A 14,010-nucleotide genomic window follows, 5' to 3' on the forward strand; every position below is an offset into this window, starting at 1 on the left:
GGTTAATAGTTTCTAGTGTAATCAAGGTGGTTTGGAATTTTCACTAGTTTTAAGAACAAGAAAATCCGCATTGATTTCGTTACAAATTCGAATGCGGATTTGGTATTAAAAATTACATTTTCTTTTCATTTTATTAGATTGGGTAATTAGCATCATAATAAATAACCGTATCAGTTAGCTTTAAGCTAAAGACCTAATATTTTTCGATTCAGCTCTCTGTCCACGCCAGAGGCCGCAAAATCATCAAAGGCTTTCTCAGTCACTCGTATGATGTTATCGCTGATAAATTTGGCTCCTTCTCTGGCACCATCTTCAGGATGCTTGATAGCGCATTCCCATTCCATAACCGCCCAACCGTCAAAACCGTAGGTCGCTAATTGGCTAAAAATTTGTTTAAAATCAACTTGTCCGTCTCCTAAGGATCTAAATCTACCTGCTCGATCTACCCAGTTTTGGTAGCCGCCATACACTCCTTGTTTGCCTGTTGGGTTGAACTCGGCATCTTTTACATGGAACATTTTGATGCGTTCGTGGTAATGATCGATGTAGCTGATATAATCCAAGCATTGCAAAACAAAATGCGACGGATCGTATAACAAGCACGCTCTTGGGTGTTGGTTCACCTTATCCAAAAATAGTTCGTACGAAACCCCATCATGCAAATCTTCACCTGGATGAATTTCATAACATACATCGACTCCTGCTTCATCAAAAGCATTCAAAATAGGCAACCAGCGGTTTGCCAATTCGGTAAAACCATCGTCAACCAAACCCGCAGGGCGTTGTGGCCAAGGATAAACCGTATGCCATAACAATGAGCCACTAAAAGTGGCATGTGCTGTTAAACCCAAATTTTGAGAAGCGGTAGCAGCGTATTTTAATTGTTGCACTGCCCATTTCGTACGTTCTTTTGGATTGTTGTGTACTTCTTTGGGTGCAAATCCATCAAACAATTGATTATAGGCTGGATTTACAGCCACCAATTGTCCTTGTAAATGCGTAGAAAGTTCGGTGATTTCTAAACCAGCTTCGTTTACGATTCCTTTGATTTCATCGGCATAGGTTTTGCTTTCAGCTGCCTTTTGTAAATCAAAATAATTGCTATCCCAAGTAGGAAGTTGTACGCCTTTGAAACCTAATTCGTTTGCCCATTGGCAAATAGAAGCTAAACTATTAAATGGTGCGTTGGGACCAAGAAATTGTGCTAAAAAAATAGCAGGGCCTTTAATATTTGTCATCGTTTTTTGGGTTTGATATTAATAGTATAAAATAGTTTTTAAACAATAAAATCCGTCCATTTTTGATTGGATTCTCCAGAAGCTAGCGCTAATTCAATAAAAGCCATCCCTCTGATTCCTTCTTCGATACCTGTAAAATCAAGCATTTCGGGAGTTGGAGTTTCTTGGTTTAACTCGGCTTTAAGCGTTAAGGCAAAATTTCGATATAAATTAGCAAACGCTTCTAAATAACCTTCCGGATGTCCACCTGGAGTACGGGTATTGTGTTTGGCAAAACTCCCTAAATAAGAAGCTCCTGTTCTTAAAATTTGGTAGGGTTGATCCGCCCATTTTAAGTACAGCGAATTGGCATCATTTTGTTGCCATTCGAGTCCGCCTTTTTCTCCGTACACTCTAATCTTTATATTGTTTTCTTCACCAGCGGCAACCTGTGTGGCAAATAAAATACCCGAAGCACCATTGTCAAATTTTAAAAGAACATTCGCATCGTCATCTAATTTTCTTCCTTCGACTACTGTATTAATATCGGCATTAATTTTTGTCACCTGTAATCCTGTGATGTATTCGGCCAAATTAAAAGCATGCGTTCCAATATCCCCTAAAGCGCCCCCTTTTCCACTTTTGGTAGGGTCAGTACGCCAAGCGGCTTGTTTATTATCACCACTTTCTTCTTTTTTACTCAACCAACCTTGTGGGTATTCCACATAAATTTTTTTGATAACCCCTAAATTGCCATTTGCAATTTGTTGTTTGGCTTCTTTCACCATCGGGTAACCAGTATAGGTATGTGTTAAACAAAAACGCTGGCCTGTTTCTTCGGCTATAGTTTTTAATGTTTTGGCTTCCGCCAATGAAAAAGCGATGGGCTTGTCTAAAATAACATGAAAACCGCTTTGCATCGCTAATTTAGCGGGTTCAAAATGCACGTGATTGGGCGTAACGATGCTAATTACTTGCACGCGTTGGTCTTCAGGCAATTGTTTTTCCTTTTCAAAAAGTTCCACATACGAAGCATAGCATCGGTTGGGATGCAGTCCTAAGTCTTTTCCACTTTCGATAGAAAGCTCCGGATTAGAACTGAAAGCCCCACAAACCAATTCGTATTCACTATCAATTTGAGCAGCGATGCGGTGGATAGCGCCAATAAAAGCTCCTTTGCCCCCACCTATCATTCCGAGTCTTAATTTTTGAGACATGATTTATTTTTTTAAATGGTTGTAAATAAAACAATCGACAAGAAAATGCTTTCCTGCCGATTGTTACTTATATGGGTTAGTTTTCTTTTGCTAACTCTTCCTTAGTGTAAGGTTGGGTTCTGCTAGCAGTAGCTTTTCTTATTTTTGCTACCTCTTCAGGGGTGATAATTTTGGCTTTGTTACCAAAGTTATTTCTCACATAACTCAATACCGAAGCGATATAAGTATCATCATTTTCAATCAATGATGGCATTAAATTCGCCGTATAACTTTTACCATCAATTGGCCCAGTCAAACCATGCAACAATATTTTGATAACGTTTTTAGGATTTTTTTCGCTTACCGTTTTGTTTTTGGCTAACATAGGAGCTAATAATTCGCTTTCGCCTAACAAAATACCTTTCCCATCATTTCCATGACAGGCTGCACACAACGTATTGTATATATTGGCACCTTCACTAATGAGTTTTTGCTCTTGCAAATTCATCAATTTTTCAGCTTCTATACGTTTTTTCTCTGCCTCAATCGCATCTTTATAGGCTTTAACAGAAGCAACCATCACCTCATTCGTAGGATATTTTTGCAACATAAATTGGATAATCCCTTGCGCTTTTGGGTTCTCATTAAAACGCAATGACAAAGCCAATTGCAATCGCACATCAGCACTAGAATCAGTTTTAAGAGCATCTAAATTTTGTATGATATAATCATTCGTTTTAGCATTCATGAAATTTTCACTGGCCCAAACAGCTGTTTTTCGCACCTGAGGATCAGCATCTTTAAAAGTAGCCACTAATAATTCTTTTGACAAAGAATGCATTCCGCTTAACGTCCATAAAGCATGAATTCGAGCTAAATGGTTTGTTGAAGTTTTTAGCATTTTTTCCAATTGTGGAACTACAGATTTATCATTGCGCAAAACCAATAATTTTTGAGCATTTTCTCTCCACCAACCATTAGGATGATTTAAATAACCCACCAATTTGGCACTACTTGCATCTAACATATCAGGCTTCACTTTTGAAGGCTTTATTTTGTCATACACCACGCGATAGATACGACCACGACCTACATTTTTCTCTAATCCTTTATTTAAAATTTTAGGTCTTAGATAACTACCTTCTCTAGTCCAGTTACTTTCTTGAATGATTCCACGGTACATATCGACAATATACAAACAACCATCAGGACCAGTAGCCATGTTAACAGGTCTAAAATTCATATCGGCAGAAGCTATAAATTCTTGTTGATTATAGGCATTTTCCATGGTTAATTTTCCTTCTGTATTTTTTACCACACCTCTTCTTATCAAGCGTCCTACAGGTTCGCAAATAAAGTAGTTGTTTTTCAACTCTGCAGGCAATGCATCACCTCTGTAAATAGTTTGCCCTGTAGAAGCTGTAAAATGATTCAAAGTCCCATCAGGTCTTAACCTTTTAGCTCCACCTTGCACGTCGTCAGCAGCAATAATTGGCCAAGGTTGCTTGAAATCTCCAACCAATTGGTCTTTGAATTCTAGATTTCCATAAAAATTACTGTGTTGGAATCCAAAAGCAGGATTTTCTCCACCTGCCGAAGATTGGTACAAACGTCCATAATCGTCAATACCTAGTCCCCATTGTCCTTGTGGATTTCCATGTAATTGTTCAGGAATCAATTTTCCGTTTTCGAATGTATATCTTACTTTATTAACGGTTACATAAATTCGGTTATCCAGATTCCACATCAAACCACTTTTTTGATGTTCAAGATTTTTGGTATCACCATCATTGTTTTCGTATACAATTACTTTTTCATCTGCATGTCCATCATTATTAGTATCTCTATAACTGTAGATGTTATTCGTAAACGTTTCATTTACTAACAAGCGATCGTCTAAACACAATATCATTCGAGGCAAAACCAAACTATCTAAATAAACCGTAGCCTTATCCATTTTTCCGTCGGCATTGGTATCTTCTAATAATTTTATTTTACATGTATTCATTTTTTGCCCAGAACCATCAACATCTTGCATATAGGTATTCATTTCGGCAACATACATTCTACCATTACCGTCCCAAACAATGGCTACAGGTTCACTTACCATAGGTTCGCTAGCAACTAATTCTAAACGGTAACCCTTTTGCATAGCCATTAATTTCATGCTTTCTTCTGGAGAAACAGGCAATGGAGATGGATTTGGAATCACTTTTATTTTCCCCGTTGCATCTCGTTCAAAAGTGGGTATGTACGTTTTACAAGTAACTATCAAAGTCAGTATTACGCTAAAACCTAAAATATACTTAATTCTTTTTTTCATGATTTTCATCTTATTTTTTTTTACCCATTGCGTATTTAATTCCACCTAATAAATGCTTTAAAAATGCCTCTTCTTTAAAGGATTCATCTGTATGTCCTAAAGCTGTATAAAACGCTCTTCCACCATCAAAATCATGGTACCATGCCATCGGGTGATTCGCTCCCATTTTTCCTTTTCCAGCATCATACGAAGTTTCATCAATGGTAATAAGCACATTCAAATCAGGTGCCATCCATTTATAATTGTACCATTCGTCTTTTCTTTTCCATTCTTCAGGCAGGTGCTTGGTCGAAAGGTGTTTTTTATTGGTAACTTTTAAAACCGCCTCTTGCTGTTTGGGATGGTTGCTAAAATAGGCCCCTACTAAGTTTCCGTACCAAGCCCAATCGTATTCGCAATCGGTAGCGGCATGAACGCCCACAAAACCACCGCCTGCTTTGATATAGTTTTCAAAAACTTGTTGCTGTTCGTTATTAAGCACATCGCCAGTTGTACTCAAAAAAATAACCGCGCTATAGTGCTTTAAATTTTCGGTGGTGAATTTTTTACTGTTGGTTGTAGTATCGGCAACAAAACCATTTTCTTCAGCTAATTTGATAATAGCCTGAATACCCGCAGCAATTGATTGATGATGGTATTTAGCTGTTTTGCTAAAGATTAAAATTTTGTCCGACTTCTTTGCAAAGGCCATTGGCATCACAAAAAAGAGCGCCATAACAAGCCAATAAGAAGGTTTAATTTGCCCGAATTTGATATTAAATTTCATTTTTTTTGGTTTTAAAAAGTGGTGGTTAATAGCACACCATAGGTTCGGGGCGTGCCTAAATGCGCTGCTCCAAAACTATAGGCATAATCTACATATTCTTTATTCGTAATGTTTTCAGCCCAAAGCGTTAATTCAATTTTTTTATAAGTGAATCCCGCTCTAAGATTCAGCGTATGGAAAGAACCTTGTCCCACTTGGTTCGCTAAATCATAATATTGTTGGCCCAAATAACGCCATTCGATTCTAGCAAAAGTTTTGGAATTCGCTGTCAAATCCTGATTGTATTGCGTTGCCAACATCGACGTAACATTTGGCGTAAATAATTGCTTATTATCCTTAAATGTTTGTGTACTTCCGTCATCTGGTAAATTCAATTCGCTGTATTTGGCATCAGTTAATCCAAAATTATAAGAGAATTCAAGATTTCTAAATGGAATAAATTCTGTTTGAAATTCTATTCCTTTGCTATGCAATTCCCCTACGTTTTGAGTCACCGTGATGGCATCAGGCAAAAGCAAAGTAGGCACTTGAGCGTTATTGACAAGGGTATAAAAAGCCGCTAGGTTAAGTTGCAAACGATTATTTAAAAATCTGTTTTTCGACCCTATTTCAAAGTTAGAACTCATTTCTGGTTCATAGGTCAACAAGGCTTCTCTTGGATCACCAGATAGCTGGCTAATGCCGCCTGTTCTGAATCCTCTATTGTAAGTAGCGAATAAGGTTGCATTTGGATTTAATTTATAATTCAACCCCGCTTTTGGACTAAAAGCATCAAAAGTAGCCGAAGCTGCTGTTTCTGGAAAAATAGTTCCTACCTCATCTCCATCTGGTTGGCGTTCGCCTTGGGCTTTTAATTTTCGATTTTCTAAATCATAGCGCAATCCAAAAATCATATCCAATTTCTCAGTAATTGCATAAGTTCCTTGTCCAAAGAAAGCCAATCCGCTCCCTTTTCCAACATTAGTATTAATATAGGTAACATTGCTTTCAGGCGCTCCTAACAAATTACCATCGTCACCAATGTGAGTTCCTTGCTTGACAGGATTGTCCTGATGAAACAAATACGTTCCTGCTAACCATTTCAACTTTGAAGTGGAATTTGCTTTAGAACTCAATCGAATTTCTTGGCTTAGAACCTTTACATTATTCCAATCTCTACCATAATTGTTTACAATAGCATAACCATCTAACGGAGAAAAATCGCCATCGATGGGGCTTTTGTAATAGCGGTAATTAGACTGATAAGCAGTTTGTGAAACCAAATCAAAATGGTTCGCATTATAATTTACGGACAAACTTGTATTGAAAGTTTTGTCAAGCATTGTTGCGATACTGTTTTGGTTCAATTGAAACGGATTTTCTAATGCTGCACTACTGCTTGAGGCCAAAGGAAAGGCTCCATCGTTAGTATTACTAATATGTTTCGCATTTAAAGTAATGGCTAATTTAGCATTGGGCAAAAACTTTAGATAGTAATTCCCCATATAGCTTTCTTGCTTATCAAAATTAGAATCATTGAAGGTATTGGTATAATAACCGTCTCTTTTTGATACTAATCCAGAGGCACCAAAAAAGAGTTTGTCCTTAACTAATGGAAATTTCACTCCCGCACTCAAGCGTTGTTGATTGTAGTTACCCAAACCAATTTCGGCAAAACCGCTGGTGAAATTATTGGGTTGTTTGGTAATGATATTAATTACTCCCCCCATGGCATTTCGTCCGTACAATGTACCCTGAGGGCCACGCAATACTTCGATACGCTCTACATCCTGCAATTGCGAGATGTAAGTATCCAAACCAAATTGATTTACACCATCAATATAAGTCGCGACAGCTGGATCATAAGAGGTACTCGTAATCCCTCGGATTGAAGTGATGTTTCGGTTGTCTCCTGGGTTTGAAGCATATAAATTCGGGACAATAGCTGTGATATCTTTAGTGTCCCAAATTTTATATTTTTTTATTTGCTTGTCTGATAAGGTCGAAATACTCAAAGGCGTTTTTTGCTGGTTTTCTTCCCTTTTTTGAGCGGTAATAATCACCTCATCTAATTCATTCCCTTCTTTTTTAAGTTGGAAAACAACTTTTGAACCAGAAGTTGCTGATAGGTTTATATTTTGAGAAATGGTAGCATAACCTGATGCAGTAATTTTAACCACAAACACACCAGATGGCGCATTTTCAAAACTAAAATCCCCATCGTTATTAGATAAGGTACTTAAATTGGTATTTAAAATTTGGATAAAAGCTTTTGAAACCCCTTGTTGTTCGGGGTTCAAAAGCTTTCCTTTAAATGTGATGTTATTTTGTGCAATTGTTAATATACTGTAGGTTAGCATTAGTAATGCTAGTACTTTTTTTTTCATCTTAACTAATTCAATTTTTAATTAAGTGATAAAATATATTTAACCATTTTTTTAGCATCTTCAGGTTTCAATGTTGAATGAGCCGACATCGGAACTGGCCCCCAAGATCCTGAACCTCCTTTGATAATTTTTTGACTTAATAAATTGTAATTGGCTTCAGAAGCCACATATTTTTTAGCTACTTCTTTATAATTAGGGCCCACTAGTTTTGCATCTACTTTATGACAAGCCAAACAATCTGATTTGGTGATTAACATTTTACCCTCTTCTATTTCTTTTGGTGTCGCTTTAGCTGCTACAGTGTTTTTTTTAGGAGCGGTTTGTGCATTCATTTTAGTGGATGGCATATTTAGGTAAATGCAAACAACTACTAATGAAACTAAGATTTTTTTCATAATTTTAATTCAAGTTTAAGGTTTTGTTTTAAGGTTATAAGACTTTTTATTTGTCTAATAGTTTAATGTTATAAAATGCATAAACCAAAAATATCAAAAATATTTAGTTTTCATTTGTTCTAATGATTCAAACACTACCACATATCACCCTTTTTAACTTAAAATAGTGCTACTGGCATCAATTTTAACCAATAGTATGGCTTTTCCCTTGGTTGATACTCCTACTATACCATCAAAAAGAAAACGTCATTTTTATTCTTATTCTTTTAAGCAATCTCTTTAAGAGTCCCATTTACATAGGCTACTTTTAATTTAAAATCTATGAATAAAACACTCAAATTCTTATTATCGTTTCTTTCCAAAAGAAACTCAATACATCTTTTAAAATTTTCATTGCTATTCCCAAACGTAGCATGATTGATTTTAATTTTAAAAAGACAATTTCGATTCTGGTGGCAAGGGTACTTTATTCTTTTTTCGCCACTGAACCAGTTCTTGGAGTAAGGATGCCACCACTTTCGGGTTTTTATTAACTAAATTGTGCGATTCTTTCAGGTCAGTTGCCAGATTGTACAATTCAATTTTGCCATCATTTAAAAACTGGATTAGTTTGTAATTTCCTTTTCGAATCACTGAACAAGGCGGATCTTTGTACGTACTAGCAACATGCCAAAAAAGAGCCTGTTCTTTAGTTTTCTTGTTTTTAAACAAAGGAACCAAACTGTTCCCATCCAATATTCCTTTGTAATTTTTGATTTGAGCCAACTCTAAAAAAGTAGGAAAGTAATCCATCCCACAAATAGGCGCATCCGATTTTCCAGCTGTAATATTCCCTTTCCAATTGACAAAAGCAGGCACTCGAATACCGCCTTCATAAATCGAACCTTTCTCGCCACGAAGTCTGTTGGTATTGCTTTGCAAACCGTTAAATCCGTTGTCTGAGGTAAAAATGACGATGGTATTTTCTCGCAATCCTTCTTGATCCAAATAATCAAAAATACGCTTCACATTTTCGTCAATCGAAGCCACCATCGTGGCATAACCTGCAATTTCTTCCAGATTTTTTGTTCCTTGCCCAGTGATAGCATCCGGTGCTTTCTTTTTGAATTTTTCGAGCCATTCCTTATTTCTGGGTACGGTAGGACGGTGTGGCGTGTATAAATGCAGGTTGACAAAAAATGCCTCGCTTTTATTTCGTTTTATAAAATCAATCGCCTCATCGGTTAATCGGTCGGTTAGCCATTCGTCATTTTCTTTGTCCTTGATAAACGGATTTTTGAAAGGGGCTTTGTAACCACCACTTTCCGAATTGTAACCTTCCTTATACCCTCTCGAAGGATCGCCCCACCAAGTTCCTCCCACATTCTCATCAAATCCTTTGGCTATAGGATAGTATTTCTGAATTTCGGGAGTCAAATGATTTTCTAGCCAATCCAAATTTCCGTTAGCCGGTTGTTTCAAAGGTTTTTTATAGGGATAATTGACTTCTTCTTCTGGAAAAGGCCCTACCAAATGCCATTTCCCAATATGTGTTGACTTATATCCCGCCTCTTTTAAAGGAGCTGCGTACATGGTATGCTCTGAAGTTACCGTCCAGCGTGAAAATATATTGTGTTGACTATCGCCTTTTTCCAAAACGGGCACCGTATAAATTCCTGTTCTAAAGGACTGTTGCCCCGTCATCAAAGCCGCTCTCGAAGGCGAACAGGTAGGATACATATAGGCATTGGTAAACACGAGGCTTTCGGCCGCCAGCTTGTCTAAATTGGGCGTTTCAAACCATTGGCTTCCCATAAAACCGACATCCTGCCAACCCAAATCGTCAGCCATTATAAAAATGATGTTGGGCTTTTTTTGTTGAGCACAAGTACTAATAAACCAACAGCAAAAACATACACGTATTACTTTTTTAATGTTGCTCATCTCCATTTATTTTCTTAGTTCCTCTAAGGTTTTATTATCATTAATTTATAAGAATCTTATTTATTAAGACCAGTTGGTCCTCCTGTATAGGATTCTTTCCATTTGATATTGGGTGCTTTCCAATCAGGAATACCTTTACTGAGCATCTGAGCCTTATAATCAACATGAAAAGGTTTTTCCTCAGCCAGAGGTACTTCCTCGTTAATCATCAACGGACGAGCTTCATCCCAGAATTTTTCATATGCCTTCTTCATCGAATCAACAAGTTCAGGATGTTTTGCCGTTACATCAATATGCTGCTCTGGGTCATTTTCCATATCATAAAGTACTCCTTTAACTAATCTAAAGCGTTGATTGCGTACGGAATATTCGCCCCATTTAAAATCATCAGGATTGGCCTTATGTTTCCAGCGTGTTAGATGCTGAAAAAGGTAACGATCTTCCCATTTTGGGTTTTTATCCAACATCAAAGGTTTTAAACTTCGGCCTTCAAACGCCTGCGTATTGGGCAACTTTGCACCAGCAAAATCAGCGAGTGTTGGTAAAATATCCAGATAGCTGGCTACCGTTTTCACGGTTTTTCCTTCTTTTATTACCCCATCCCAGCGTACAAAAAACGGAACTCGAACACCGCCTTCATCTACCGTGCTTTTTAAACCTTTCATACCTGCATTGTATGACATCATCGGTTTTCCATTTTTATCTGTTCCAAGTTGCACCTGAGGACGACCCGCATTCCCTTTTAATCCACAACCAGCAGTGGTCATACCGTTATCAGAAGTAAAAATAATGATGGTATTTTCCATCAGCCCCCATTGCTCTAACTGTTCAAACAACTGTCCCATACAGTCATCAATATGTTCTACCATTCCGTAAAAACCAGCAACTTTACTATCAAAACCCAAATCTTCAAAATGTTTCTGATATTCAGGTGGCGATACAAATGGACTGTGGGGCGCATTGGTTGACAAATAAGCAAAAAAAGGTTTCCCTGAATCCTTCACAGATTGAATCCAACCCAGCGTGGACTTGAATAGAATATCAGTACAATACCCTTGGGTTTTAACAAACGTACCATTATGTTTAAAAACGGGGTTGAAATAAGTGTTCTCAGGAACATCCGCACAAGAGCCTGGATACGCTTGTCCAATACCTCCAGCACCATGAATAAAGGTTTCATCAAATCCTCTATTTTCGGGTTGGTAGGCTGCTTCATCTCCCAGATGCCATTTCCCAAAATAACCAGATGTATAACCTGAAGGTTTCAATACTTCTGATAGGGTCGTTGCTTTCAAATTCAGCCGTTCTCTTTCGTATATGGTATGGGTTACACCGTTTTTGATAGAATGAACCCCTGTCATAATTCCAGCACGACTTGGCGCACAGGTAGATCCCATCATAAAACGGTCAAAACGAACAGACTGGGCATGCATTTTATCCAGATTTGGGGTATTAATCCAAGGATGTCCATGCGCACCCACAACTGGATACCCTTGATCGTCTGTCATAATAAAAATAATATTAGGCTTTTTTTGTTGAGAAAAAGAAACTGTTGCTCCCAAACAAAGCATACTAAACATCAATATTTTAATCCAATTTTTCATTTCGTATTCTATTAATTATTTTGTTTCTGTTAATTGAAAAACGGCACTTTGGAGTGGTTTTCTTAAATCAACCCATATCCCTCGATTCATCAATATTTCACCTGAAAGCAATTGCTTGTCAAAACTAATCACCGATTTATTTCCTTCTTTATTGATTTCTTTAATTTCATAAACCGCATCAGGATTCAATCCCGCCATTTTCACAAAACAACGTTCGTAACGGCGATGGTGATTCAAACTGTAAGTCATCAAAATAGCTTCTTTTTTATTTTCTGAAACATAATTCAGCGCTATAAAACCATTTTCATCATAAGGCGATAACAAACGGTACAAATCTCCAAACTGAATAATCGGACGAATGTTTTTGTAGGTCGCAATGGCTTCTTTGGCAAATTTCTGCTCTTTTTCGTCCAAATCATCAGGGCGCAATTCCATTCCCAAACGACCACCTATAGCCACATCAAAACGGAATTTCAACGAGGTTTGTCTTCCTGTTTGGTGATTGGGTGATTTGGTTACATGTGCCGCTGTTGCTATGGGTGGGTAAAAATGATTGGTTCCCCATTGCGTAAACAAACGCTCATACGGGTCGGTGTTGTCGCTGGCCCAAAACTCGTGTGTATAGCGCATCGAAGCCAAATCAACACGGCCTCCCCCCGAAGCACAGGCTTGGAAAATAGTTGAAGGGTATTTTTTAACCAATCGTTCCAGCACTTTTTCGAGTCCTTTATTATAATCCACAAAAAGATGGGATTGCTTATCTTGTTCCAAATACGTAGAACCAAAATTCTGCAAATGACGGTTAGCATCCCATTTGACATAGGCTATTCGAGGATGCGCCGTTAACAGCTCATCGACTACAGTAAACACAAATTCCTGTACCTTAGGATTGGATAAATCCAATAACAACTGATTGCGTTCTAACAATGCGGTTCTGTCATTTTTGCGTTGGATAATCCATTCGGGATGTTTTTCGGCCAATTCACTCTTAGGGTTTACCATTTCGGGTTCTACCCAAATACCAAAACGCATCCCCTTCGACTCCGCATATTGAATCAAATCTTCAATTCCTGCGGGTAATTTTTTCTGATTCACCTGCCAGTCACCCAAACCTGCTTGGGCATTATTGCGAGGGTATTTATTCCCAAACCAGCCGTCATCCAACACAAAAGTCTCCACGCCCATCTCGGCAGCACCATCCATCATCGCCTTTAATCGGGTTGCATCAAAAGAAAAATAAGCACCTTCCCAACTATTCAGCACAATCGAACGCTCTTGGTCACCCGCTCTCAAATTGTATTTTTTAATCCATCGGTGTAAATTGATCGATGCCTTGTTTTTCCCTTCGCTGCTATATGTCAAAACCATTCTTGGGGTTTCTAATTTTTCTTTGGCTTTCAAGTGATAAGCTGAAGCAAATGGGTTAATTCCTGAAATCAACTGGCAACGGTTTTTGTCATCTAATTGGAAGGCAAATTTGAAATTGCCCGTCCAAGCCAAGGCTCCTGCTATCACTTCTCCATCATTTTCCTGAGCTTTACTGTTGAGCGAAAGCATAAACGAAGGATTCTCGTATTCCGTAGTTCGCACGCCACGCTTGGTTTCGATGGTTTTAACACCATTGGTTAAGCGCTCTTCGGCAAACATCATTTCTTTCGAATGACTTCCGTAAAAATGGGACAAATAATAGTTGGTAGCCAAAAATCCAATGGCTGAAGAAGCATACTGCGACAAAACGACCTCTTTGCTTTCTCGGTGCGAAATCGTGGTCCATTGCTCTATGACATCTTCTTCTGTATAGGCATTAAAATGCAAATCCACATAAAAATCTTTTTTCTCGTCTTTCAAATGAATGACGGTCGATTGTAAGTTTCCTTGGTTATTTTGCTCGTGCGAAACATAGAATAAATCCGTTGCCATAGTGCCATCAGCATGGGTTGCCAGCAAAGCCACCTCATCAGATGCTCCGTTACCAAAACTAGGGTAAGCTTCGTTAAACACCACAGTCATTTTTTCAAGACCTTGGGTTTGTTTTAAATACTTCCCATAGTGTGTTTGGTAGAGTTTTTTATTCGAATCCACCTGAAAAATCAAGGAATTGTGGTGCGTTTTTATATGAATGAGTTGTGCCAATAGCTTGTTATTTGCAAAAAAGCAGGCCATCAGAAATATAAAAACAGCTTTGGATTGAATCATTTTTTCTGGTTTAGTCTATCAACT

At 37.9% G+C, this 14,010-nt stretch carries 9 protein-coding genes; all 9 read right to left on the reverse strand.

Going from position 1 to position 14,010, the window contains the following annotated elements; translation table 11 throughout:
* Window positions 1–185: 185 nt before the first annotated feature.
* The 9 genes from K5R64_RS12285 to K5R64_RS12325 all read right to left on the reverse strand — a co-directional run bounded on the left by K5R64_RS12285 (window position 186) and on the right by K5R64_RS12325 (window position 13,986).
* Window positions 186–1,238 (reverse strand): sugar phosphate isomerase/epimerase, encoded by a 1,053-nt coding sequence (locus K5R64_RS12285; RefSeq protein WP_220763808.1) that lies wholly within the window; start codon window positions 1,236–1,238, stop codon window positions 186–188.
* Window positions 1,239–1,276: 38 nt separating this feature from the next.
* Window positions 1,277–2,434 (reverse strand): Gfo/Idh/MocA family protein, encoded by a 1,158-nt coding sequence (locus K5R64_RS12290; protein ID WP_255580371.1) that lies wholly within the window; start codon window positions 2,432–2,434, stop codon window positions 1,277–1,279.
* Window positions 2,435–2,510: 76 nt separating this feature from the next.
* Complete coding sequence (locus K5R64_RS12295; protein ID WP_220763810.1) at window positions 2,511–4,736, reverse strand: c-type cytochrome; 2,226 nt, start codon at window positions 4,734–4,736, stop codon at window positions 2,511–2,513.
* Between the two features lie 10 nt (window positions 4,737–4,746).
* Window positions 4,747–5,502, reverse strand: coding sequence for a ThuA domain-containing protein (locus K5R64_RS12300; RefSeq protein ID WP_255580372.1), 756 nt, complete (start codon window positions 5,500–5,502; stop codon window positions 4,747–4,749).
* 11 nt (window positions 5,503–5,513) lie between these two features.
* On the reverse strand, window positions 5,514–7,868 hold the full coding sequence (locus tag K5R64_RS12305) for a TonB-dependent receptor (protein ID WP_220763812.1): 2,355 nt from the start codon (window positions 7,866–7,868) through the stop codon (window positions 5,514–5,516).
* A gap of 17 nt (window positions 7,869–7,885) precedes the next feature.
* The gene (locus K5R64_RS12310) at window positions 7,886–8,263 is read right to left on the reverse strand and encodes a c-type cytochrome (RefSeq protein ID WP_220763813.1); all 378 of its coding nucleotides are present in this window, start codon (window positions 8,261–8,263) and stop codon (window positions 7,886–7,888) included.
* A gap of 429 nt (window positions 8,264–8,692) precedes the next feature.
* Window positions 8,693–10,186 carry a sulfatase gene (locus K5R64_RS12315; protein ID WP_220763815.1) on the reverse strand — a complete coding sequence of 498 codons (1,494 nt, stop codon included), beginning with the start codon at window positions 10,184–10,186 and terminating at the stop codon, window positions 8,693–8,695.
* Window positions 10,187–10,242: 56 nt separating this feature from the next.
* Window positions 10,243–11,790: an arylsulfatase gene (locus K5R64_RS12320; protein ID WP_220763817.1), complete on the reverse strand. Its 1,548-nt coding sequence runs from the start codon at window positions 11,788–11,790 to the stop codon at window positions 10,243–10,245.
* A gap of 15 nt (window positions 11,791–11,805) precedes the next feature.
* Window positions 11,806–13,986 (reverse strand): alpha-galactosidase, encoded by a 2,181-nt coding sequence (locus K5R64_RS12325; protein WP_220763819.1) that lies wholly within the window; start codon window positions 13,984–13,986, stop codon window positions 11,806–11,808.
* Window positions 13,987–14,010 lie beyond the last annotated feature (24 nt).

Origin of the sequence: Flavobacterium sp. UMI-01, assembly GCF_019656315.1 — a bacterium.
Classification (GTDB): domain Bacteria; phylum Bacteroidota; class Bacteroidia; order Flavobacteriales; family Flavobacteriaceae; genus Flavobacterium.